We start from the raw sequence: 22,102 nt of genomic DNA on the forward strand, positions 1-22,102 counted from the left end.
CTAATTGCACGCGCTCAACCAATACCTCGCTCAAGCCTTAAAAACACAACGTCAACAAAAAAAGTGGAGCTTAGACACCGCAGCCAAACAAACTGGCGTGAGTAAGGCTATGCTAGGCCAAATAGAACGTGGGGAATCTAGCCCTACTATTGCCACCTTGTGGAAAATAGCGGGAGGCTTTTCTACTTCACTGTCTACCTTTTTAGAGCCCAGTATCAGTGAACAAAGTTCGCTACAAATAAGAACTGCTGACCAGCTTCGTCAACAACCTGCCAGCGACAACATGCTAGTAGCGACTCTATTTCCCTATGAAGAAAAATACGGCTTTGAGATGTACGAGCTCACCCTATTAACGGGTTATCAACGCGTATCCGAGCCTCACGAACCGGGTGTGAGCGAGCATATCATTGTAATAAGCGGAGAAATGGAAGTACTGGTTAACGGGCAATGGCTAAGCTTGCAAAAAGGCCAAGCGCTTCGCTTTGCGGCGGATCAAGAACATGGTTATAGAAATTTGCACCCGCAAACAGCGGTGTTTCACGACATCATTCATTATCCAAATACAGGCAACTAAGGTGTCATTATTTTCCAGAGGACAGAAATGAAAAAAGCCTGCTAAAAAGCAGGCTTTTAAAAGGTGGTGCCCGGAGGCGGAATCGAACCACCGACACGAGGATTTTCAATCCTCTGCTCTACCGACTGAGCTATCCGGGCAACGGCGGCTATTAAACGTTTTTAGCCTAAACAAGTCAACCGCTTTTTCCAAAATTAGTGTTGAGTGACCACAAAGCGAGCAAAGCTTCTAAAAATCCACCAATCTAAGCCACTTTTATTAAATATTTACGCATTCTAAGTCTGTTTAGCGTAAAACCCTCAAAAATCAGTTTACCGAATCACGCTTTCTCATTACCCTAGGCGCCGCTATTCACTAGCCATAAATTGTAGCCACCAGCCGTTTTACCCTTTAAGGCTTAAAACCGCCTAATCCTATAGATTTATCAGCTAATTTTTAGGGCAGAAGTCACGTGCTTCTGCCTTTTTTATTCGAGAGAATTGATGCTTAGTATTTTTGATGTGTTTAAGGTGGGTATAGGCCCATCTAGCTCACACACCGTTGGGCCGATGATTGCCGCTCATAACTTTATTCAACAGTTAACCCAAGACCAGATACTTGAACAAGTAGATAGCATTACCGTTGATGTATATGGATCCTTGTCGTTAACAGGCAAAGGCCACCACACTGACACAGCCATTATTATGGGCTTAGCAGGAAACCTACCCCACAATGTAGATATCGATGCTATTGCGGGCTTTGTACAACACTTAGAAAAAACCGCAATACTAAAGGTAGCCAACAACCAACACCAAGTGGCGTTTCCTGCTAAGGCATTAACTTTTCATTCCACTTGTTTGCCGTTACACGAAAACGGCATGGTGATTCATGCTTGGCAAGGCAACCTGAACATCAAGTCGATAACCTACTACTCTACTGGCGGTGGCTTTGTAGTGGAAGAACAACACTTTGGCCAAACAAACACTCAAACAATTAGCGTGCCTTTTCCTTATAATTCAGCAGCATCCTTGTTGGAGCAATGCCGCGAAAACGGAATGTCGATAAGTGGCTTAGTTCGTGCCAATGAACGAGCATTTAACTCCCAAACCATCATCAACCAACAAACCAGCACACTTTGGCAAACCATGTCACAAGCCATCGATCGAGGTTGCAAAACCGAAGGCATACTGGCAGGTCCGTTACGCGTGCCACGGCGAGCAGCTTCTTTGCTACGCCAACTAAAAGGGCGCGGTTCAATGAGCAAAGACCCTATGGACATTATCGATTGGGTGAATTTGTTTGCTTTAGCAGTCAGTGAAGAAAACGCCGCTGGCGGCCGAGTGGTAACCGCCCCCACCAATGGCGCAGCGGGTATAATCCCCGCGGTTTTAGCTTACTATAACAAGTTCATCGAACCCTTAAATGAAGAAACTGTTCAACGTTTTTTGATGTGTTCAGGTGCGATTGGCATTTTGTATAAAACCAATGCGTCGGTATCGGGTGCAGAAGTTGGTTGCCAAGGCGAAGTGGGTGTTGCCTGCTCCATGGCTGCCGCGGGTTTAGCAGAGCTACTTGGTGGTAGCCCTATGCAAGTCTGTGAAGCGGCCGAAATTGGTATGGAACACAATTTGGGTCTAACCTGCGATCCAGTGGCTGGTCAAGTACAAGTGCCGTGTATTGAGCGTAACGCGATTGCCGCAGTAAAAGCGATTAACTCAAGCCGCATGGCGTTGAGGCGAACCAATGAGTCTCGCGTATCCCTCGATAGAGTCATCGAAACCATGTATGCCACCGGTAAAGACATGAACGCCAAGTATCGCGAAACTTCACAAGGCGGTTTAGCGATTAAAGTGGCGATGACATGTAGCTAAACAACGACGGTTTTTAATCCAGCCTTTACAAAGACTTAAATACTGAGCTAACAATCACAAACAGCCCTTTCAATAGGGCTTGTAGCTTGCTAAACCACGACCATTGTTATAATGTAACGCTCAAATTTTGAGGGCGTTCACAGCTCCCCTCGCTAACCCTTGTGTTTACTCGGTATTTCATGATTACTGCTAATTATATACAACGCGTAAGTGATTACTGTCATCAGCAGAAACTCAAGCTCACTCCCAATCGTGCCGCAGTGTTAGCCATTTTACATAAACAAAATGCACCACTTAGCGCCTACGACGTACTCGCAGAGCTGCAACAGCAACAGCCGAAAACCAAACCACCAACGGTTTATCGAGCTCTAGAATTTTTAATTCAGCATCATTTCATTCAGCATATTGAATCAACAAGCCGCTACTTAGTAAGCCAACAGCAAGAAAGCTTTGCGCCGCATCCCTTACTTATATGCACCGATTGTAAAAGTGTGACTCAGATGAATTTATCCAATGAATTGAAGCTAGAGTTAGATCATTTTGCAGGGCAACAAGGGTTTAGCCTGCATCCTCAAAGTTACGAATTTCAAGGCTTATGCGCCAACTGCCAACCTAGGAAGAGCGCATGAATATAGCACTGATAATGGCGAACATCGCCACTGAAAACACTATAACAACAGCTGCGTTAAGACAGCGTTTAATAGGTAAAAGACACTATGTTTAACAGTAAAGCCCAACTGTTTGGCCGCCCGAGCAGGCTGCCCAACAAACATTGGCAACTTATTTTGGCCTGCGGTGCCGTTATTACCATCGCAAGCTTTTGGCCCTCGTCAAAAACCACCACATCAAGTGCGGGTTCTCGCCAACTGATTGAGCTGCCACAAAACAGCTTCACTAAACAAAACGATGGTTTAGTTTTCGACTTAAGCAGTAGCTCACGTGAAGCTATTGATTTAGTGAAACAAAAACCTCGCCCAGAACCCAGTTCAGCGCAGTTTAAACAGCCAGCAGTAAACACTAGTAAGCAACAAGCTGACTCAGCTGTTCAACCTCCAGAGTCCACTACCGCGTCAAACAGCGAGCCACTAGTTGGCGGCGTACGCAGTTACCAGTACACCATCAAAGATGGTGATACTTTAGGTAAGATTTTCACTCGTTTCGAGATAACGCAAACCACAATGTATCAAGTATTAGAAGCTGACATCTCGGTGTTGGCACTTGATACTCTAAGCCCAGGGCATGAACTTACCTTTACTATCGATCATGACAAACAGGAGCTACAAGCTCTGCAACTGGCTTTTAACCCAGCTCAACAAATTGTCTTTAAGCGTGTCGACCCCACGACCTTTGAATACGAAACCGTTAGCATTGAAGGTCAATGGCAAAAACAAGCCATTAGCGGCACCATTGAAGGCAGCTTTTACGTATCTGCCCGTAAAGCCGGATTAAGCCCAAGTGAAGTTGAACAAGTGGCCACCATGTTCAAAGACAAAATTCGTTTTTCACGTGATTTTCGAGCGGGTGATGTATTCCAAGTGGTAAGAAACCGCCAATACATTGATGATGAGTTAACCGGTCAGAGCGAAATTAGCGCGGTGCGCATGTTTAATCGTGGCAATGAATATAGCGCTTACCTATTTAGTAACGGCAACTACTACGATAAAGATGGTGAAAGCCTTGCACGAGCTTTTATGCGGGTACCATTAAAACGCGCCCAACGAGTTAGCTCCGGGTTTAACCCTCGTCGCAAGCACCCGGTAACAGGGCGAATATCCCCGCACAACGGTACTGATTTCCCAGTAGCCATTGGCACCCCGGTACTCGCAGCAGGCGATGGTGTGGTGACTCGAATAGAAAACCATCCTTACGCCGGTAAATACTTAGTTATTCAGCACGGCGGTAAATATCGCTCGCGCTATCTGCACTTAAACAAATTTAAAGTGCGAAAAGGTCAGCGAGTCACACGTGGTCAAGTCATAGCAGAGTCAGGTAACACCGGGCGTTCTACTGGCCCTCACCTACATTATGAATTCCACATAAATGGCCGTGCGGTAAACGCGATGACGGCTAAAATCCCGCTGGCATCGGCGATTGATAAACAAGAGCTAACAGCCTTTAATAAGCTGGTGAAAGACATGAATCAGTTAATTAAAACCGGCTAAATAAGCTAGCTGAACGATAAACTTAAAACGGAGCGTAGTGCTCCGTTTTTTATTTCAGATTTACCATACATTTAAGCGCTACCATGCTGAGCCAAACTGCAAATACACAGCGGTGTCGTTTTTATGCTGCGCAATATCAATGCCCCATTTCAAACCTAATTGACGAGCGATTAAGTGCCTAAATCCACCACCATAAATGGTTTGTAACTCGCTATCTTGGCCCTGATTATAAGCCGAGCCTGCGCCCGTAAAACCAATCAATTCCCAGCGCTTATTAAGCGCGTAGGCAAGTTCTACTTCAGCAGACGCTACCTGCTCACCTTGATAGCGCATCGCTGGGATACCACGAATATCAATAAAAGGAAGCTCCCAAGCGGGCGCACCATCACTGACTGCGGTAGCAACCACACGGCCAGAGACTCGCCACTTATCCGACAACGTTTGATAAGCATTAATGTACGAGTTAAATCGAGTAAAATCGTGGTCACCCCCAGCATAGCTGCCGTGTTCAGACACTTTTACACGAGCCTTAATACCGTTGCTTGGAGAAAACTGGTTGTCTAAGGATTCATACAGCAAGCCATAAGAAAAAGCCGCATCTCTAGACTCAGTTTTACCCACACCTTCAAAGTTTAAATCACCACCACTCAGCTTGTAGCCCCCATTCACAAACCAGTTACTGTTGGCGATACGAATATCTAGGTCATGCTGAGTAAGAAATCCATCGGCGGTCATTTTTACCGGATCTCCCGCGCCGTAAAAATCAATGTTGATTAAGCCTTGGAATATGCCCCCTTCATAACGAATGCCATCGTTGAGCCAGTTACCGGAGTGGAAGGCTCCAAAGAACTGGGTACCATTGTTGGTACCGCCACCCACAATGCCAGAAACGCTCGGCGAGATAGTTGTTGCAGTATTCGTTCGTCGGCGCTCCTCTTTTTGCTCTTCTGTTTCGTGGAAAAAAATGGCACCTAATAGCCCGCCATTACCAATAGCTGGATCGGTAATTAGCGCCGGAAACAGCAAAAAGCCGTGGGCATTTTCTAAAGCCCATTCAGAGACATCTAGCTTACCATCTACAGGGTCACGAAATTGATCCCAGGTTGATTTGGCGCTAACCGTTCCCGCTAGCAGGGCTAAGCTCCAAACGTATTTTTTTAACATACGGACACACTCTGAAGGGGGCATTGGGCGCCAGCCTTAAAAAGGCTAATCATTGGCTTACTCACCGTAAATAAGCTCCGCGTCAATCTCATCATCTAAATGCTGCTGGTAGATATCTTCAACCATTGCATCTTCAACAAACTCGCGCTCATAACGGGCACACTCTTCTTCATCATAAGCGCCAGCAATCACTCCAGCTCCTGCGCCTATGGCCGCACCATTGCCAGCATTGCCTACAATAGCCCCCGCTACACCACCAATAATCGCACCATCTACCGCATCAGTAATCACATTACCATCACAGGGATTAGCGCTAACTAAGGCAGTATTAAACACACTGAACACTAAAGCGGCCGCCACAAATGCACGCTGTGAAGATGGCTGTTTACGCTGTTTGTTACTCTTTCTCATGAGACCTCTCTTAATCTATTGATTTTTTATGGCACAAGTGTGGCGATAAGTAAGAGAAATGGAAAATGAGCAGGTTTAAGCTGAGCTTATAGGAATAAATATTTTGCTACATCAACAGCTGAACACGAATAACTGAAGCACCGAAAAAACGATAAAAAAAGGACTACAAAGACCCCAATATCAGCAAATAAAACAGCCTTGAGTGGGCTAAACGAGACTTGTTGACGTTAATTTATGAATGAAATTGCCGTTTACGCGGTCTAATGTAATGTAGGTAGCAAGAGGTCGCCTTTATGAACAGAATTACTCTTACTATATTGTTATTGATCCCAATAGCCTTGAGCATTGCGGTAGGTATTAAAGTGAGTCATGGCATTTCACTAAACTCACCGTTAGTTGTGCAGAGTCAAGCTAACGCTTAGCCTCGCACAGCGTGCCGACACAAGCCAAACAATGGTGTTGGCTAAGCCGTTTCACGTTCTTACTAATATTAACTAATCGAACAATACACTAGCGCCATTTTCGGCACTGCCAATTAAGCGGCGGAATGGTTCAAATAGCTCTCTGCCGGTACCAAAGTGCTGTTGAGTTTTGCTGTCTTGCTCAATCTCTCTCGCGCTTAACTGCTGCACATCTAGTTGGCAGTTAAGTGTGCCATTTATTGCATCGAGCTTAATCAAATCTCCATCGCGTAACTTAGCTAATATGCCACCTTTAGCAGTTTCGGGACTTAAATGTAAAGCAGAGGGTATTTTGCCTGAAGCACCCGACAGGCGACCATCTGTTACCAAGGCCACTTTAAAACCTTGTTTCTGTAGGTTACCCAGTATCGGCATCAACTTGTGCAATTCTGGCATGCCATTGGCTGCAGGCCCGTTATAACGAACTACGACAACCACATCTTGATTCAATAAACCTTGTTGGTAAGCCTCTACCACTTGATGTTGGCAATCAAAGATTTTAGCGGGCGCTGTAATTATTTGCTGGCTCACGGCTACCGCGCTGGTTTTAATCACCGCCCTGCCTAGGTTACCGCTGAGTAATTGTAAGCCACCGTTGTCGGCAAACTGATGCTTGTCGGCGGCAATCACGCTGCTATTTAGGCTTTCACTTGCACTGCGCCAACATAGCTCGCCATTCTCCAAATAAGGAGATTGTAAGTAATCGCCAAGCTGGCCATAAATGGTATTCACGTCCATATGCAACAAACCGCGTTGCGCTAACAAACGCAATAGGCAAGGTACCCCGCCCGCATGCTCAAAAGCATTAATATCGGCTGGGCCATTAGGATACATACTCGAGAGTTGCGGCACTGCTTTAGCCAGTTGTGCAAAATCATCCCAGGTTAATATCAACCCTGCAGCACGGGCTATCGCTATCATATGCAGGGTGTGGTTAGTGCTGCCGCCCGATGCCATTAGCGCAACCAAACCATTCACCAAAGCCTTTTCATCAAGCACTCGATACAAAGGCTGATAATTGGGGCTGCCCATGGCAATTTTTACCATGTGTTTAGCAAGCTGCTCGGTGAGTTTTTCTCGAAGAGGTGAATTCACTTCAACAAAGGCGCTGCCCGGTAGCATTAATCCCATGGCTTCAAATACCAATTGGTTAGTATTCGCAGTGCCGTAAAAGGTACAAGTGCCGGGTGCGTGGTAAGCTTTATTTTCGGTCTCTTGTAAGGCCGATTTATCCAGTTCACCCGCTGCGTATTGCTGACGAACAGCTACTTTTTGCTCGTTTGAGATGCCGCTAGGCATTGGTCCACTCGGCACAAAAGCCGTAGGTAAGTGACCAAAAGACAGGGCGCCCATCAGTTGGCCAGGCGCTATTTTGTCACACACACCTAACAGCAAACACCCATCAAAGCCTTGGTGACTTAAGCCAATAGCGGTACTTTGAGCAATTAGATCACGTGAATACAAAGACAAATCCATGCCTTCTTGACCTTGAGTAACCCCATCACACATTGCCGGCACGCCACCCGCCACTTGAGCACTGTGGCCCAAGCTCGCCAAGTAATGCTGAATCTTTTGCGGGTATACCGCATACGGTTGATGTGCGCTTAACATGTCGTTATAAGCACTAATAATCGCAATATTAACCCGTGTAAAATCTAGCAAGCGCCCTTTTTGCTGCTCACTACAGGCAGCCACAGCATGTGCCAAATTACCGCAACTTAAACGCGCTCTAGAGCTGCCTTTTGCGGCTTGTTGCTGCATGCGTTGCACATAATCATCACGTAAGGTTTTGCTACGCTGGCGAATGGTTTGAGTCACTTGCTCAATAATCGAGTTCATGGTTTGTTCGCCTCAGCGAGATGACTCGCGGCATGAATACAACGCTGCATAACCATATCAAAACGCCCGGTTATCGAAACACTCACTACATCGTGTTCCGCAGCTGTAGGTAACTCTAAGTCTTGGTATTGGCTGCTTAACAAATCGCTGGGCATAAAATGCTGCTCTCGTTGTCGCAAACGAGTTTCAATTAAGGCTTGTGTGCCAACTAAATGAATAAAGCACAACGTGCCAGACATCTCTCTCAATTTATCGCGATAGGCTTTTTTTAAGGCCGAACATACAATCACAGCGCTTTGCCCACGCTGGCTAAACGAAGTGGCAGTTAGGGTCACTTGTTCTAACCAAGGCCAGCGGTCTTGATCATTAAGTGGCTGGCCGCTTTGCATTTTTTCAATATTACTGGTGGGATGTAAATCGTCTGCATCTACAAACTGAAAACCCAAACATTCCGCCAATGCTTTGCCAACACTAGACTTTCCAGAGCCGGATACCCCCATAATAATATAAATAATGGGGGGCTTAGTGTTCGTCATATTCAACCTTTTGCGCACGTGTTGTTTGAGCCGAGAGTTCTGCCTCTACACCGCTTAGTGTTACCGTTAGCGAGTAATGCTCACCTGGTGTGAATCCACTGATTAGCAGTGTATTGGTGCTTTTATTCGAGAGGGTAAGTGTAGTACTTTGCGAAACTTTAGCACTTACTGAAATACACTTCTGTATAGCGTTTTCTGGCAGAGCTTGTTGCACAAACTCAATATCAAATGTCGCGCCGCGAAACTCGCGATGAGCCGAGGCATGCAACCATTTTTTGGGTAACTGCGGGCTTACCAGCAAGCCTTCGCTGCAACCGCGCATGCCAAATAATTGTTCAACCAGTAATTGATAAAACCAAGCACTGGTGCCCGTATTAAACAAGTTACTAGAGCGACCAGCAGTACGCGGGTACTGGTAGTAAGCGCCGCGATAATAATTTGGCAAATACACCGGAAGCTGGCCACGAACACTTAAATCATCATCCTCATTGGAGGGGATCATTTTACGCAATACCTTAAAAGCTCGTTCACCCAGACCATTGGCATACAGCGATGCCGCATAAAACGCCGCCGCATGGTTATACACCGAACCATTCTCTGCGCTACCGGGCCACTTTTGGGTCACTCGACCAACATCATCGCGCATTTGGGTAAATGCGGGAGCGCTCATCATTACTCCATAAGGCGTGTCGAGCTGCTCGTCAATCGCGGCCAACATTTGTTGGCTTTGCTGCTGATTAGCGGCTCCACATAATAAGGCCCAGCTTTGAGCATTAAGAAAAATACGCCCTTCAACATCCTTACTTACGCCAAATAATACGCCGTTATCGGTAATCCCTCGGCCATACCACTGTCCGTCCCAAAAATACTGATTAATGCGCTGATTAAGTTGTGTGGCATGTTGCTCAAATTGGTTTGCTAGCTGAGTTTGCTTAAGCTTCTGGCAAACAGGCACCCACAGCTGTAAGGCATAAGAAATAGCTTCAGCTAACCAACCCGACACCCCTTTACCTTGGTAACCCACCATATTCATTGGGTCGCACCAATCACCCTGAGCAATATACGGTAAACCTCGCTCATCATTAGCCTCACATAAAAACTGCATCGCCTTAGAAACATGTTCAAATACACTGCTCTGCGTTGCTTGGTCTGCCCACGCTAAAGGCAGCTCCAATAGACTGTAATCATTGGTTTCTTGAAGGTAGGCATTTAATACAATAGCTAGCCAAACGGGGTGGTCGGTATGCGGCACCTGATTGATGTATTTCAGCTCAGCTTGCTCACTAAGCAAAATTCCATCGGGCATTTCACCACTAAACTGCTGTTGTTGAAGCGCAGTGATTATGGCCTGTTTACAGGCTTGGGGGTTGAGATACACCATGCCCATGGCGTCTTGCAGGTAGTTACGTGTTTGTGGGTCGGTAGTAAGGCGATTGCTATCGCCATGATAAAACACCTGTCTAGGCAACCAATTATTCACAAAGTGATTAAACTGCTGATCGGGTGTGTTCACCTTAATGCAGCCTTTCGCCTGCGAGAAATAATCTTCCGATTCCGCTTTTATTTGCTGCTCATCACTCTGCAAATAGCGTTGATTAAGTTGTTGAATCTCAGCCTTATCTTTAGCGGGCCCAAAACATAAACGCAAACTGTCGCTAGCGTTAGGCGCTAACAAATATTGAAACTGCATAATAGCCGCAGGCAATTCATAATGAGCCTCACCATTAGCAAGGTTACCGCCATGTTGCAGGCTACTAGGGTTATGTAAGCCTCCTTCGCCTTCAAAGGCAGCTTGCGACACTTCATAATAATCGGGGATTCGACTAGCAGACAAAAACGTCAGATCTTTTAGGTGTTGATTTTTGAAGTAATCATCTACTTTCTGGTAAGGGGTTACACTGCTACATACAATCGCATTTAGCTCAGTGTTGTATTGCCCTCCCATATTCATCCACGAGGCATAACCCACGGGGAAATAAGGTATAAGCGAAATGTCTCTAGCGTGGTTACTTAGATTAACCACCCGTATTTGCCAGAGTTCTAGTACATCATTCGCTGCCAAACTAAGCATGATAGTGAGCTCGATATCCAGTTTTTCAATTTTCCAGCGAATATCTGCCAAGCCAGGTTCAAATGCATAAGCATCTAAACTTACCCGCATCGGCTCGTAAGGAGCCGAGAACATCTCGCCCGTTTGGTTATCTCTTAAATAAAAAAAACGCCCCGGATGATGACTAAAATAAGGCTGCTCTGGCTGCATAAAGCTTTGCGCAGCTAAGTTAGGTACATGGGTGTACTTTCGTGGTTCAGGATCCATATATTGACTCACTGCATAACCACGACAGTTCATGTGCAGCATCATTTTTTTGTTCCACAAATAGGCGGCGCTATTCGGCGCTATGCATGGATCGTCAAGCTGATAACGCGTTCCGTCTTCAATAAACTTAGCCATGGTTTAACTCTTGTCTGTGATCGTCAAAGGACTCTAAGGTGTGCTAGCACGTGCGATAAAACGAGGTGATTCCACTTTAGGAATCGTTAATTGCAAATCGTAGGCCATGTTGAGTACTCGCCGACAGGCGGCACTGGCCATTTGCTCTATAGGAATGCTAATGGTGCTTAAGGGCGGAGAAGCATAAGCAGCAAAGTCGACATTGTCGTAACCCAATACCGCCACTTGTTGAGGCACCTTAATGCCGGCACTTTGCAGCATTGATAACGCCACTAACGCCACCTTGTCGTTACCACAAAACAATGCGTCAAACGCGAGGCCACTGCTTAACAATTGATGAATGGCTGCTCGGCACTCTTCAAAATCAAAGCTACCTTCAATAACCAACTTGGGATTAATTGGCCGGTCTTGTCTGGCTAACTCATTCACAAAGCCCTGCTGGCGCTGCTGAGCATCTTGGGCGCTTAATCGCCCAGTGATACAGGCAATGTTTTGGTGGCCCTGTTCAAGTAAGGCGGCGGCAGCTAATTTGCCCCCCAAGTAATGATCAACACTAAAAGACTCTGCAGACAGTAAATCCACCGAATGATTAATAAAGACTAGTGGCGGGTAGCTGGCTTGTGCGCTGAGTAAGTCAGATACAGCCATTTCTGGACATACCATTAATACCCCATCACAGTCGCGACGAATTAAGTAATCGAGGTGCTGTAAACAGGCTTCATTACTGCCCGCACCTTCGGCATTGGCCAAAATGAGGTGTTTATCATGACGTCGCAGCTCTAACTCTATGGCGTGCAATATATGCTGGTAAAAAGAGCCAGATAAAGAAGGTAACCACACGCCAATAATATTGGAACGCTGTGTTGATAGGGCGCGAGCAAAGCTATTAGGCCGATAATTTAGTTGGAGCATGGCTTGGCTAATTCTCTGTTGTGCTTTAGCCGATACACCACCATTTCCCGACAAAGAACGCGATACCGTGCCTACACCAACATCGGCTAATTTTGCCACATCTTTAATGGTCGCCATTTGCTCGCTCTGCTTTGCTCATTGCTGTTACAACCAGCATGAGCAGCCTCCAGGCTAGGCTCAAGCATCAAAAATGCAAAATGGAACCGATTCCATATATTTATGAAACAAATAGCAAGTACTTAGAATAATTTCATCAAGACAATAAAAAAGAGCGCTCGTTGGCGCTCTTTTTTGCAGCTAGCTTAAGTTAACTACGTCTGCTCGCTGGCGAGCTCATCATCACAACTGTCACAGCAGGGGTTTAAGACTCGTTCGGCACAATTAAACGGCTCAATATGAATAATCACATCCACCACTTCATCTAACTCTTGCATCAAATGGTCTTTAAACTCTTCACTAATGGTATGTGCTTTATCCACACTCATGTCTGGGTCAACCAATAAGTGAAAGTCTACCAAAATGGCACTGCCCACGCGGCGATTGCGAATCGCATGGACTTCTTTTATCTCATCATTGCTTACCGCATGATGCTGAATTTTCTGCTCTAACTTTTCATCCGCTTCTTTTTCGGTAATCTCTTGCATAGCCGGCCATATAATTTCCCATGCAGCCTTTAGAATCATCGCAGTAACCAATAAAGCAGCAATTTGATCCAAATAATGCAAATGCGGAAAGAAGTAGTTGGCCAATACCGCTACTGCAACCGGTAACGAACTTAAGGCATCACTGCGGTGGTGCCAAGCGTTGGCATGCAAAGCGCGGCTGTTAACACGTTTAGCTTGAATTAGTGTCCAGCGGTACAACACTTCTTTTACAACTATCGACACCAATGCAGCCGCTAAGGCTAATGCCCCAGGGTTACTGGTTTCATTGGCGGTTAAGGAGTTTATCGAATCCCAAGCAATGCCAACGCCGACCAATATCAACAATGCACCAATAAAAATATTAGTGAGCGTTTCAAAACGGCCATGGCCATAGGGGTGTTCTTTATCGGCAGGGGCAGCCCAATAACGAGAGCCTATCAAAATAGCGGCATCGGTGACTAAATCAGAAAAACTATGTACTCCATCGGCGACCAGCGCTTGGCTACCAGTAAGCTTGCCTACACCAATTTTAAGAATCGCCAAAAACACATTGGCAATAGAGCCAATCCATGTTGCTTTGCGAACAGTTTTAACCACTTGCTGTTGCATGATGAGTCCGTCTACCACTAAAAAATGAGCATATAGTCTACCCAGTTCAGCCCCAGAAAACGAGCCTAGGCTACCGACATCCATTATTCTTAAGTGATTGAAAATAAATATCATTTAGATTCACGAGAGCAGAGGTAAGGTAAGCGCTTGAAGCGCTTAACTATCTGCATTTAGTCACTGATAGCTTTTTAATCACTTAAAGCCACTAAACTATAGCGATAGGCTCCACTTGCTTCTATGCTATAGCTGAATTTGCCCTTGTTGTAGCTAAAAAGGATTGCCTCAATGATTACTTTATACGGTTCTCCACGCTCACGTTCATTGCGTGTATCTTGGATGCTGGAAGAGCTAGGCCTAGAGTGGAACTACCACTACATTAATTTTCAAAACGCCGAACACCGCAGCGAAGAATATTTAAGCCTAAACCCATGTGGAAAGGTACCCGCCCTTAAAGATGGCGAGTTAGTGTTTAACGAGTCGGCCGCCATATGCCTATATCTGGCCGAGAAATACGGCCCACAATTGTTGCCCACTCCGGGCAGTGATCAATCCGCTCTACATCATCGCTGGGTAAGCTTTACTATTTGCGAGTTAGAGCAAGCACTTTGGAGCATGGCTAAACACCGTTTTGCCCTGCCAGAAGAACATCGCCTGCCCGAAATGCAAGAAACCGCCACCTGGGAATTTGATAAAGCAGCCGCCATTGCCGAGCTTTGGGTGCCAGAAGAAGGCTACCTATGCGGCGAGCAGTTTACCGTGGCAGATGTTTTACTCTGTCACACCCTAAATTGGGCAATGAGCTTTCAACAACAACTTCCCCCCAAGTTAATGGCATACCGTAAACGCACCAGCCAGCGCTCGGCCTTAAATACCGGCCTTGAAAAAGAAATGAACGGCAAGGCCATGAGTAATTTGTAAGCCGCTTCATCTTAGTGAGTAGTTAACAAAGCCAAGCCGAAAAGCTTGGCTTTTTCGATTTCGGCTTAAGCCACTAAAAACGCCTGCTTTTGCTGAATAAAGCCAGACTATACTTGGGTTTTGCCAAGCAAGACGCTTATAATGCGCGGCATTACCAATTAGGAAGCAAAACATGAGCGGCATCATTACCCTTAAAGCCAAACGCGACAAAGCATTGTTGCGTCGCCATCCGTGGATTTTCTCTAACGGCATTCATAAAGTGTCGGGCAAGCCGCTCTCCGGTGAAACGGTTGAAGTATACAGTGCTGAGGGGAAATACTTAGCCACCGCCGCTTACTCGCCTGATTCTCAAATTCGCGCACGAGTATGGAGCTTTGATCAACAGCAACAAATTGATAAGCAGTACTTTATTCAGCGCTTACAAGATGCCGATGCTGCTCGAAGCATTTTGCCAGAATTTGCCGATACCAATGCTTACCGCTTAGTCGCTGGCGAAAACGATGGCTTACCGGGTATTACTATTGACCGCTATGCCAATGTATTGGTTTTGCAGCTATTAAGTGCTGGCGCAGAGTTTCAACGCGCTAACTTAGTAGAGGCCCTAAAACACTGCTTCCCAGACGATGTTATTTACGAACGTTCAGATGTAGCCGTGCGCAAAAAAGAAGGCCTAGAACAAACCCAAGGTCTCATTCATGGTGAGCTTCCAGCTCAACCGATGGAAATAGAAGAAAACGGCCTGCGCTTGTTAATTAACGTAGAAACTGGTCACAAAACCGGTTACTACCTTGATCAGCGTAATAACCGCAAACTAGTTGGCCAACTGGCCAAGGGCAAAAAGATCCTCAACTGTTTTTGTTACACCGGTGGTTTTGGCACCTATGCCTTAGCTGGCGGCGCGAAAAAAGTAGTAAACATTGACGTGTCTGATGCGGCCTTAGAGATTGCCAATCAAAATGTTGAGCTAAATGGTTTAGATGCAAACAAGATTACTCAGTTAAATGCTGATGTATTTAAACAGCTACGCGCTTACCGCGACTGTGACGAGCAGTTCGACATGATAGTGTTAGACCCACCTAAATTTGTCGACAGTAAAGCCAGCCTAACTCGCGCCAGCCGTGGCTACAAAGACATCAATATGCTGGCCATGCAAATGCTTCGTCCGGGTGGCATATTACTCACATACTCGTGCTCAGGCCTTATGCCTACCAGCTTGTTTCAAAAAATTGTGGCCGATGCAGCAATTGATGCAAAACGTGAAATGCAGTTTTTGAAAACCCTAGAACAAGCGGAAGATCACCCCGTAGGCGGCCCCTACCCAGAAGGCCACTACCTAAAAGGCTTTTTGTGCCGAGTTAAGTAAGCCACGCTCAAACGTCTTAGAACGATAAAAAACCGCAGGCTAGCCTGCGGTTTTTTATTGCTTAATCAGCAGCAAACAACTGGCCTTCAGCCAGAATAAAAGCACACGGCTATGCTGTTTTCTGCAGTAATTGATACTGTTGGTTAAGCTCTATTTCTTGCTTGCTCAAGCGGTAAACGGCAATAAATACTAAGGCAGTAATTGGGTTTAAAAAAGGAATGATTTGAATACCGATAAGTGCCAGTAGCTGGCCAGTTTTCCTTTTAGCAATAGCGCTATGAATCCAATATACATACGACATAGCGCCGCCTGTTATTACCAACAAATAGGCAATAGGAAAACCTAATTCTTCGCCCATTATATTCGGGAAGAAAAGCCAAATTGCACTGCCTAAACTGAGTATCGCCACGATAGCCCAGCAAGCAATAAGAAAAAGTTTTCTAAACATCCCTAAAGAAGAAAACGACAATTGATAGTTGTTAATGTCCATACAAATTTAAAACCTGATTATTCTCTTTCACATTTACGATGGTAAAGAGGCTTAGCGCATTCTCGACACTGGAATGGCGGAGATGCTAGCATGTTTCAATCATTTTCTTCGTGAGTTTAAACACGAATGTCGGAACAAAACCCTGTCATTAAAGACGTATTAGTCGCTTTTCAAGTCATCCCTAGACTTAAAGCAGGCAACAATTTTGAAGTTGTCGATAAAGCCATTGAAGTAGTCAAAGCGGCCAATGTTCCCTATCAAGTTGGCGCCATGGAAACGACCATGAGAGGTGAATTAGATACCTTACTCAATATTGTAAAAGATGCGCAGCAAGCGTGTTACGACGCAGGTGCTGTAGAAGTAATAACAAACATAAAAATTCATAGTAAAACAGCAGCCGCCACAGACACTTTTTGCACCTATGATCGCGGTGTTACCCCTGCTAACCATATGTTTGTCGATAAGTAGAATCAGTATTTAAACGGCTCCCCTGCATGGGCAAACAACTGCGGTAATAGGCGCTGGTACTTTGCAGCTAAGGCTTTCAAACTCACGCACTCGGTTTTGAGGATGCATCGGCCAAAACACCAGGCGTCTGCTCGTCCTGCAAGCTATTCCATAACTTAACGCAGTAATAAATCGGCATATGATCGGTAAAGCTTATGGAGGTATCACCATGCAAACGCTTGAGGTTGTCGCGCCATTCTTTAAAAGAATCCAAGAGGTGTTGGTTTATTTCTGCTAGGTCGATATTCAGGCTCTTACGGCGCGCTTCTTGAGCCTGAAAAGTATTCACAATCAGTTCTTTATATTGTTCCGAACTCATCTCTGGCCGCTGGTAATCAATACGCTGATCACTGTGGATGTAAACCAGCTCGCCAGTATCTTCAAAACAAAACTTAATAGCGGGTACGTTCGGCGGCAACATTGGAATAGGATCACGCGCATGCTCTACTCGCCACACCGGTCGCTGCTTAAGTAAGTGGGTAAAGTCGCTGTCTCCTAGTCGCGGCGCGCCATAAATATACAAACCGGTGGCTTGGGTTATTTTGGCAAAACACAAGGTCGCCAATGCGCCTCCTAAGCTATGCCCAGTCATCCAAATCGGCCGTTCTGGATACTCGGCAATTTGTTGTTCAATAAAGGCTGCTAAGCCTTGCTCGCCATCCCAGATTTCATCTAAGGCTTTTTGAAAGCCGGTATGCACTTTGCCACCTTCACTAAATCGAGTAGGCAATGCATCTAAATCACTTCGCAATTCATACAATGCCGATAGCGACTTCAATTCAGTACCGCGAAAACTAATAATTAGTGCCTGTTGGTTACCAGCCGCCATGCACTCTGTGCCTTTACCTTGGAAAAAACTAAACTGATTAAAGCCCGCCAATTGATAAGCCATTCGCGCAAAACCTGGGTGGGTATAGGCCAACAACGAGCAATCGGCCAACCACCAAGCATTAACCTTAGAAAACTCAGTATTACTGGCCTCAAAGGGATGCGCAGCCGCGTCATTAAAGTAGCGATAGTCCATGTCGGGCGGCACTATATCGTAGTTTTTAGGGTCAGGAATGGGCTTTATCAATGTCTTCACTTCAACACTTTTTAACTAAAACGCCAGCTTACCTTATTGCTTAATCCAGTACCTCAACGCTAAGCGCATTCTCGGTTGAAACATCGAGTGATTTGCATGTGACTCAAGCCTATAAGCAGCTTCTAAATAACAATAATATTTTTGTGTTATTTATCACTAAGTGATGTTAGCGTTAACGGGATTACTTTTTTGTAACATTAATTTTACATATGGATTTGTGATGATGCACTGGGTTAGCAAGCTTGGCTTTTTACGCTGTTCATTAGTTTTAGCGGCAGCACTTTTAGCCGCTCAGCATTTCCACTATTCCCAGTTAGTAGACCTTAAACAAGATCAAATTAATCAATTGTCTCAGCAGTTAAATCACCAAGCAGACTTACTGGAATCACAAAGTAACGCTTCATCACTAGTGCAAACCTTAGATACTATTTTTACTTCCCCCGCTGTGCACTCGGTTGCTAGCGATCCCCTGCCACTTCAGCCCTCCCGTTCAGAATTACCTAATGAATCCCAGAGTGACTTAACAATCACCACAAAAGTTACCAAGCCGCAAACAAACTTAAACAAAATCGTTGAATCGTTAATTCGAGACAAACAGGTACTAGAGAAAATGGCCACAAGGCCGCAAGGGCAAATGCACAGCCAGTTAGCCAAGCAATTTAATTTGGAAGAAGTAGACCTACAGTGGGCCTCTTCCCAAGAGCTCTCGTTACAAGATATTTGGGCTGAGAACGAAGTCTTGTCAAATTCAGATCTTAGCAAAATAGAATGTAAATCGAGACAATGTCTCATTTCCGTTTACCCCTCAGACGCGACAGACATTAATCAAATAACCGCGTCTTTTTATCAAGAATTATCAGCCAAGCAACTCTATACAAAGACCCATTCGCTAATTGTTCAACCAGAAAACGAATTTGGTGAAATAAGCATTTTGTTCACGCATATCGATCTCGTAGAAAACAGCCTTTAGACCATTGAGGTTTAGGTGCAAAGGATTGCGCCAGTACACCACAAGATCAAATTAGCCCACGGATTGGATTAATTTGCAGGGATATAACAATGATAATTGGAGGAAGAATGAAAGGTTTTTCAAACATAGTCAGCGCCTTAACCATAGTAGCCGCTGCTAGCTTATCTACATCCGTACAGGCCGCCGATACATGGACCGCAAGCATAGCAATAGATGGCACTACCGCATCTGCAGCTTCTGGATGCTCGTGGAACAACTGGGCGTATATGACAATGGGTCGCGAACGCGTACTAAGCTGTAATGGAAGTACAGTAGCGCGTGCATTTCAAAACTTAGCGTATAACTCTTGTAGTCTAACGGTATCCAATAGTGACTATAAACCTAGCGGAAGTGGTTGCTACCGTCAGGTTTATAAAAAAGAAGTGGTAAGCGTTGTTCAAGTATACCCAGGTAACAGCTGCACATGGGTAGATACCACAAGCCATTATGGTTACGACTTTAAACATTTTACCTGTGCTAATTACGGTGTAGTAGCAACCAAGCAAATTGCTTACCCATGGAGTTACCGAAGCTCTGGTTATGGCTGTAGTATTTCAGCAGAAACCGGCTTTAGAGTAACCACGTCTGGTGCAGGCACTGGCGATACAAACTGTAACGTGACTAAAGTAACTAAATAGCACTATGCTAAGCAGATAGTGTATGACAACAGCAGGCTAATCCCCTGCTGCTTTTAAACTCAAAATAACGTGAGTGCTACAACAAACCACCTTCAGCCATTACGCTTTATCACATCCACTTGTAAACTTAACCATAAATCGTGCAAGTAGATTCCTAAGCCAATAAATACTTTACACTAGACAGCACTATCAATATTTGGAGAGTACTCGTGTCGCTAATCAGGCCCAAAATCTTTATGTTTGCTGCCTTAGCAATCATGGCTTTATTAACCGGCTGTGCTCCTACCGTACAAACGGTTTACCTTACTCCAGAGGTAAAGGGACAGGTGGTGGTGCTAAAGACTGGAGAAAGCGCACAATTCTTCCCCTTAGTAAAGAGCAACATTTACCACCGCAAGTATCCTGAAAAAGCGATTGAATCGGATACCAATGGGCAGTTTACCCTAGCAGCAGAAAGCCAAGTGGAGGCTAGCTGGCTAATGGCCGGCCATGCCTTTAATTACTACCCCGTGTTTATAGAAAAAGGGCTTTTACGCTATCAGTTATTAGCGGAAGCATCGGTAAAAATGCATCATTTAGAGACGCTCACGTTAAGCAGCATAATTGTTGAAAGCGAGTTAAAGGGTGAGCCGTTACTAGGAGACTCGGCCCCCAGCGCGCTTCACCGCTGCAATTTTTCTTGGCTTACCCAATTGCGTCGCTCTTTGGCTGTAAACAGTGCTTTAGAGCAGCACTTTACGCAGCGTTCGGCGCTATCAACCCAAGAGCAAACTTATGTAGACGACCAATATCAACAAACTCGATTATGGTTAGCACAAGTAAAGCGCAGCTGTGATTGGAGAGACAGGCACGGCCTACCCAACTACGATGATATGAAAGCAGGTAATGAGTACTTTAAGCAAATAGACAGCGCGCTCAGCAATAAATCACTGAGTGAACATGACAATGAGAGCAATACAAAGTGAACAAGAACTGAGCATGAAAAAGTTGAGCTGCTTTAAGTAAATCAGTATAAGCCAACCAGAACTTGCTCTCCCTGAGTACGAGCCAAATACCCAGCTAATAACTGGCGAACACCGTTTATTCAGCCACAAAAAAAGCTGCTCAATGTGCTTGAGCAGCCTTTAGTAAATATCTCGATGAGCTTAAAGCGCTACATCCACCTGCACTGGACAGTGATCTGAACCCATTACATCATTAAGAATGTCTGCATCGCTCACTTTGTCGGCAAAAGCTTCACTCACCAAAAAGTAATCAATTCTCCAGCCAATGTTACGCCCACGCGCACCCGCGCGGTAACTCCACCAACTGTATTTAACTTCATCTTGTTTCTTCAAACGGAAGGTATCTACAAAGCCTGCTGCCGTTAAGTTATCAATGCCATCAATCTCGGCCTGAGTATAACCAGCACTTTTGTTGTAGTTCGGTTTTGGTCGAGCCAAATCAATATCTTTATGGGCTACGTTTAAGTCACCACACACAAATACCGGCTTACGCGCTTCTAAACCTTTCAAGTAAACCAAGAAGTCTGCATCCCACTGTTGGCGATACTCTAAACGTTTTAACTCACTGCCAGAGTTAGGCGTATATACAGTAACTAAAATAAACTGCTCGTATTCTGCGGCAATCACACGACCTTCTTGGTCATGCTCATCAATGCCCATATCGTACTCAACACTCAAAGGCTTTTCTTTAGTAAGAATGGCTGTGCCAGAGTAGCCTTTTTTTACCGCTGAATTACTGAAAATATGGTAACCCTCTAGTGCTGCTAACGCTTCTAGCACTTGGTCATCCTGAGCTTTGGTTTCTTGTAAACACAATACATCGGTTTGCATAGACTCAAGCGATGCCAAGAATTCCTTCTTCATCACCGCTCTAATGCCATTCACATTCCATGATACTAAACGCATTCGCCCTTCCTTCAGAAAGTAAAAAAAGTGAGGTTCAATTGTCGCCAAACAACGGCGCACTGAATCAAATAAGGCAAGTATTGTAGCAGGCTTGTAGCAGGCTAAAAAACCTTAAAGTTATGAGGATTAGCGGGAGTGGCTAAATCCTCAATAGTAGCTTGATTAAATAAACACATAAGGCTTTAGCGAAAGATAGAGACTTAACTAAGCCTGATGACTAGCACAATATGATTTGTTCGCTATACGCTTAGACGGCCTGAGAAACATGCTTGAGGAGTCCTTTTCTTTTAGCTTCTATACCTTCCACTCTTGATAACGACACTGAGCTTATATACTGAAAATGACGATTCCTTCTTTCCACAAAATATTTGCATCCTTTCATGCTGATGTTTTTGTTATTTTTGGAGCTAGATGGCGGATGCAGCTTAGAAAAGGTGATAGTGTGACTCTTATCAAATGTATGAAAAGAGGAAAAGTATGAAGTTTTCTCATAGATTTGGTTTTGACCCAGAGTATAAAAATGAACCAATCAGTGAAGATGCCCCAAATTGGCTGAAAAACCTTTTTTT

21 protein-coding genes and 1 tRNA gene are annotated in these 22,102 nt (G+C 45.0%); 11 read left to right on the top strand and 11 right to left on the bottom strand.

Annotated elements, in window-relative coordinates; genetic code table 11:
• Nucleotides 1-4 precede the first annotated feature (4 nt).
• The gene (locus tag Q4549_RS06370; RefSeq protein WP_303550284.1) at nucleotides 5-574 is read left to right on the top strand and encodes a helix-turn-helix domain-containing protein; all 570 of its coding nucleotides are present in this window, start codon (nucleotides 5-7) and stop codon (nucleotides 572-574) included.
• A 64-nt stretch (nucleotides 575-638) separates the two neighbouring features.
• On the opposite strand, the gene Q4549_RS06375 is transcribed toward Q4549_RS06370, so the two are convergent.
• Nucleotides 639-714 (bottom strand) — tRNA-Phe (locus Q4549_RS06375).
• Between the two features lie 342 nt (nucleotides 715-1,056).
• On the opposite strand from Q4549_RS06375, the gene Q4549_RS06380 reads away from it, so the two are divergent.
• From Q4549_RS06380 to Q4549_RS06390, 3 genes are all read left to right on the top strand, one after another.
• Nucleotides 1,057-2,424: an L-serine ammonia-lyase gene (locus Q4549_RS06380; protein ID WP_303550287.1), complete on the top strand. Its 1,368-nt coding sequence runs from the start codon at nucleotides 1,057-1,059 to the stop codon at nucleotides 2,422-2,424.
• Nucleotides 2,425-2,603: 179 nt separating this feature from the next.
• Nucleotides 2,604-3,053, top strand: a complete 450-nt coding sequence (locus Q4549_RS06385; protein ID WP_303550290.1) for a Fur family transcriptional regulator — start codon at nucleotides 2,604-2,606, stop codon at nucleotides 3,051-3,053.
• An 87-nt stretch (nucleotides 3,054-3,140) separates the two neighbouring features.
• On the top strand, nucleotides 3,141-4,586 hold the full coding sequence (locus Q4549_RS06390; protein WP_303550292.1) for a peptidoglycan DD-metalloendopeptidase family protein: 1,446 nt from the start codon (nucleotides 3,141-3,143) through the stop codon (nucleotides 4,584-4,586).
• 78 nt (nucleotides 4,587-4,664) lie between these two features.
• Here Q4549_RS06390 and Q4549_RS06395 read toward each other — a convergent pair whose 3' ends face one another.
• Both Q4549_RS06395 and Q4549_RS06400 read right to left on the bottom strand, forming a co-directional pair.
• Nucleotides 4,665-5,750 (bottom strand): BamA/TamA family outer membrane protein, encoded by a 1,086-nt coding sequence (locus Q4549_RS06395; protein WP_303550295.1) that lies wholly within the window; start codon nucleotides 5,748-5,750, stop codon nucleotides 4,665-4,667.
• A 57-nt stretch (nucleotides 5,751-5,807) separates the two neighbouring features.
• Nucleotides 5,808-6,161, bottom strand: coding sequence for a glycine zipper family protein (locus Q4549_RS06400; RefSeq protein WP_303550298.1), 354 nt, complete (start codon nucleotides 6,159-6,161; stop codon nucleotides 5,808-5,810).
• Between the two features lie 293 nt (nucleotides 6,162-6,454).
• Here Q4549_RS06400 and Q4549_RS06405 point away from each other — a divergent pair, with 293 nt between their 5' ends.
• On the top strand, nucleotides 6,455-6,583 hold the full coding sequence (locus Q4549_RS06405) for a hypothetical protein (RefSeq protein WP_303510529.1): 129 nt from the start codon (nucleotides 6,455-6,457) through the stop codon (nucleotides 6,581-6,583).
• A 72-nt stretch (nucleotides 6,584-6,655) separates the two neighbouring features.
• On the opposite strand, the gene edd is transcribed toward Q4549_RS06405, so the two are convergent.
• The 5 genes from edd to Q4549_RS06430 form a co-directional block, all read right to left on the bottom strand.
• Nucleotides 6,656-8,461: a phosphogluconate dehydratase gene (gene edd / locus Q4549_RS06410; RefSeq protein WP_303550301.1), complete on the bottom strand. Its 1,806-nt coding sequence runs from the start codon at nucleotides 8,459-8,461 to the stop codon at nucleotides 6,656-6,658.
• Nucleotides 8,458-8,997 (bottom strand): gluconokinase, encoded by a 540-nt coding sequence (locus Q4549_RS06415; RefSeq protein ID WP_303550304.1) that lies wholly within the window; start codon nucleotides 8,995-8,997, stop codon nucleotides 8,458-8,460. The genes edd and Q4549_RS06415 overlap by 4 nt, the downstream gene beginning before the upstream one ends.
• The gene (locus Q4549_RS06420) at nucleotides 8,984-11,449 is read right to left on the bottom strand and encodes a glycosyltransferase 36 (protein ID WP_303550307.1); all 2,466 of its coding nucleotides are present in this window, start codon (nucleotides 11,447-11,449) and stop codon (nucleotides 8,984-8,986) included. Before Q4549_RS06420 ends, Q4549_RS06415 begins: the two co-directional genes overlap by 14 nt.
• A 33-nt stretch (nucleotides 11,450-11,482) precedes the next feature.
• Nucleotides 11,483-12,478 carry a LacI family DNA-binding transcriptional regulator gene (locus Q4549_RS06425; RefSeq protein ID WP_303550309.1) on the bottom strand — a complete coding sequence of 332 codons (996 nt, stop codon included), beginning with the start codon at nucleotides 12,476-12,478 and terminating at the stop codon, nucleotides 11,483-11,485.
• Nucleotides 12,479-12,672: 194 nt separating this feature from the next.
• Nucleotides 12,673-13,728, bottom strand: coding sequence for a cation diffusion facilitator family transporter (locus Q4549_RS06430; protein ID WP_303550312.1), 1,056 nt, complete (start codon nucleotides 13,726-13,728; stop codon nucleotides 12,673-12,675).
• A 171-nt stretch (nucleotides 13,729-13,899) separates the two neighbouring features.
• Between Q4549_RS06430 and Q4549_RS06435 the strand changes: the two genes are divergently transcribed.
• Together Q4549_RS06435 and Q4549_RS06440 are read left to right on the top strand one after the other, a co-directional pair.
• Nucleotides 13,900-14,532 (top strand): glutathione S-transferase family protein, encoded by a 633-nt coding sequence (locus Q4549_RS06435; RefSeq protein WP_303550314.1) that lies wholly within the window; start codon nucleotides 13,900-13,902, stop codon nucleotides 14,530-14,532.
• A 172-nt stretch (nucleotides 14,533-14,704) separates the two neighbouring features.
• Nucleotides 14,705-15,895 carry a class I SAM-dependent methyltransferase gene (locus Q4549_RS06440; RefSeq protein WP_303550316.1) on the top strand — a complete coding sequence of 397 codons (1,191 nt, stop codon included), beginning with the start codon at nucleotides 14,705-14,707 and terminating at the stop codon, nucleotides 15,893-15,895.
• 109 nt (nucleotides 15,896-16,004) lie between these two features.
• On the opposite strand, the gene Q4549_RS06445 is transcribed toward Q4549_RS06440, so the two are convergent.
• Nucleotides 16,005-16,385 carry a hypothetical protein gene (locus Q4549_RS06445; RefSeq protein ID WP_303550319.1) on the bottom strand — a complete coding sequence of 127 codons (381 nt, stop codon included), beginning with the start codon at nucleotides 16,383-16,385 and terminating at the stop codon, nucleotides 16,005-16,007.
• Between the two features lie 126 nt (nucleotides 16,386-16,511).
• Here Q4549_RS06445 and Q4549_RS06450 point away from each other — a divergent pair, with 126 nt between their 5' ends.
• The gene (locus Q4549_RS06450; RefSeq protein WP_303550322.1) at nucleotides 16,512-16,853 is read left to right on the top strand and encodes a thiamine-binding protein; all 342 of its coding nucleotides are present in this window, start codon (nucleotides 16,512-16,514) and stop codon (nucleotides 16,851-16,853) included.
• An 82-nt stretch (nucleotides 16,854-16,935) separates the two neighbouring features.
• On the opposite strand, the gene Q4549_RS06455 is transcribed toward Q4549_RS06450, so the two are convergent.
• Nucleotides 16,936-17,976, bottom strand: coding sequence for a lipase family protein (locus Q4549_RS06455; RefSeq protein ID WP_303550325.1), 1,041 nt, complete (start codon nucleotides 17,974-17,976; stop codon nucleotides 16,936-16,938).
• Nucleotides 17,977-18,196: 220 nt separating this feature from the next.
• Here Q4549_RS06455 and Q4549_RS06460 point away from each other — a divergent pair, with 220 nt between their 5' ends.
• The 3 genes from Q4549_RS06460 (at nucleotide 18,197) to Q4549_RS06470 (ending at nucleotide 20,588) form a co-directional block, all read left to right on the top strand.
• On the top strand, nucleotides 18,197-18,946 hold the full coding sequence (locus tag Q4549_RS06460) for a hypothetical protein (RefSeq protein ID WP_303550328.1): 750 nt from the start codon (nucleotides 18,197-18,199) through the stop codon (nucleotides 18,944-18,946).
• A gap of 107 nt (nucleotides 18,947-19,053) precedes the next feature.
• Nucleotides 19,054-19,623: a hypothetical protein gene (locus Q4549_RS06465; RefSeq protein ID WP_303550331.1), complete on the top strand. Its 570-nt coding sequence runs from the start codon at nucleotides 19,054-19,056 to the stop codon at nucleotides 19,621-19,623.
• Nucleotides 19,624-19,832: 209 nt separating this feature from the next.
• Nucleotides 19,833-20,588, top strand: coding sequence for a hypothetical protein (locus tag Q4549_RS06470; RefSeq protein WP_303550334.1), 756 nt, complete (start codon nucleotides 19,833-19,835; stop codon nucleotides 20,586-20,588).
• 180 nt (nucleotides 20,589-20,768) lie between these two features.
• Here Q4549_RS06470 and Q4549_RS06475 read toward each other — a convergent pair whose 3' ends face one another.
• Nucleotides 20,769-21,533 (bottom strand): exodeoxyribonuclease III, encoded by a 765-nt coding sequence (locus Q4549_RS06475; RefSeq protein WP_303550339.1) that lies wholly within the window; start codon nucleotides 21,531-21,533, stop codon nucleotides 20,769-20,771.
• Nucleotides 21,534-22,102: the final 569 nt, after the last annotated feature.

Origin of the sequence: Agarivorans sp. 2_MG-2023 (assembly GCF_030548085.1) — a bacterium.
In the GTDB taxonomy this organism is placed as follows: Bacteria; Pseudomonadota; Gammaproteobacteria; order Enterobacterales; family Celerinatantimonadaceae; genus Agarivorans.

What these genes read in the sequence shown, in the direction of transcription:
- Q4549_RS06380 (WP_303550287.1), top strand. Translation starts at nt 1,057, where the DNA reads ATGCTTAGTATTTTTGATGTGTTTAAGGTGGGTATAGGCCCATCTAGC.
- Q4549_RS06385 (WP_303550290.1), top strand. Translation starts at nt 2,604, where the DNA reads ATGATTACTGCTAATTATATACAACGCGTAAGTGATTACTGTCATCAG.
- Q4549_RS06390 (WP_303550292.1), top strand. Translation starts at nt 3,141, where the DNA reads ATGTTTAACAGTAAAGCCCAACTGTTTGGCCGCCCGAGCAGGCTGCCC.
- Q4549_RS06395 (WP_303550295.1), bottom strand. Translation starts at nt 5,750, where the DNA reads ATGTTAAAAAAATACGTTTGGAGCTTAGCCCTGCTAGCGGGAACGGTT.
- Q4549_RS06400 (WP_303550298.1), bottom strand. Translation starts at nt 6,161, where the DNA reads ATGAGAAAGAGTAACAAACAGCGTAAACAGCCATCTTCACAGCGTGCA.
- Q4549_RS06405 (WP_303510529.1), top strand. Translation starts at nt 6,455, where the DNA reads ATGAACAGAATTACTCTTACTATATTGTTATTGATCCCAATAGCCTTG.
- edd (WP_303550301.1), bottom strand. Translation starts at nt 8,461, where the DNA reads ATGAACTCGATTATTGAGCAAGTGACTCAAACCATTCGCCAGCGTAGC.
- Q4549_RS06415 (WP_303550304.1), bottom strand. Translation starts at nt 8,997, where the DNA reads ATGACGAACACTAAGCCCCCCATTATTTATATTATTATGGGGGTATCC.
- Q4549_RS06420 (WP_303550307.1), bottom strand. Translation starts at nt 11,449, where the DNA reads ATGGCTAAGTTTATTGAAGACGGAACGCGTTATCAGCTTGACGATCCA.
- Q4549_RS06425 (WP_303550309.1), bottom strand. Translation starts at nt 12,478, where the DNA reads ATGGCGACCATTAAAGATGTGGCAAAATTAGCCGATGTTGGTGTAGGC.
- Q4549_RS06430 (WP_303550312.1), bottom strand. Translation starts at nt 13,728, where the DNA reads ATGATATTTATTTTCAATCACTTAAGAATAATGGATGTCGGTAGCCTA.
- Q4549_RS06435 (WP_303550314.1), top strand. Translation starts at nt 13,900, where the DNA reads ATGATTACTTTATACGGTTCTCCACGCTCACGTTCATTGCGTGTATCT.
- Q4549_RS06440 (WP_303550316.1), top strand. Translation starts at nt 14,705, where the DNA reads ATGAGCGGCATCATTACCCTTAAAGCCAAACGCGACAAAGCATTGTTG.
- Q4549_RS06445 (WP_303550319.1), bottom strand. Translation starts at nt 16,385, where the DNA reads ATGGACATTAACAACTATCAATTGTCGTTTTCTTCTTTAGGGATGTTT.
- Q4549_RS06450 (WP_303550322.1), top strand. Translation starts at nt 16,512, where the DNA reads ATGTCGGAACAAAACCCTGTCATTAAAGACGTATTAGTCGCTTTTCAA.
- Q4549_RS06460 (WP_303550328.1), top strand. Translation starts at nt 18,197, where the DNA reads ATGATGCACTGGGTTAGCAAGCTTGGCTTTTTACGCTGTTCATTAGTT.
- Q4549_RS06465 (WP_303550331.1), top strand. Translation starts at nt 19,054, where the DNA reads ATGAAAGGTTTTTCAAACATAGTCAGCGCCTTAACCATAGTAGCCGCT.
- Q4549_RS06475 (WP_303550339.1), bottom strand. Translation starts at nt 21,533, where the DNA reads ATGCGTTTAGTATCATGGAATGTGAATGGCATTAGAGCGGTGATGAAG.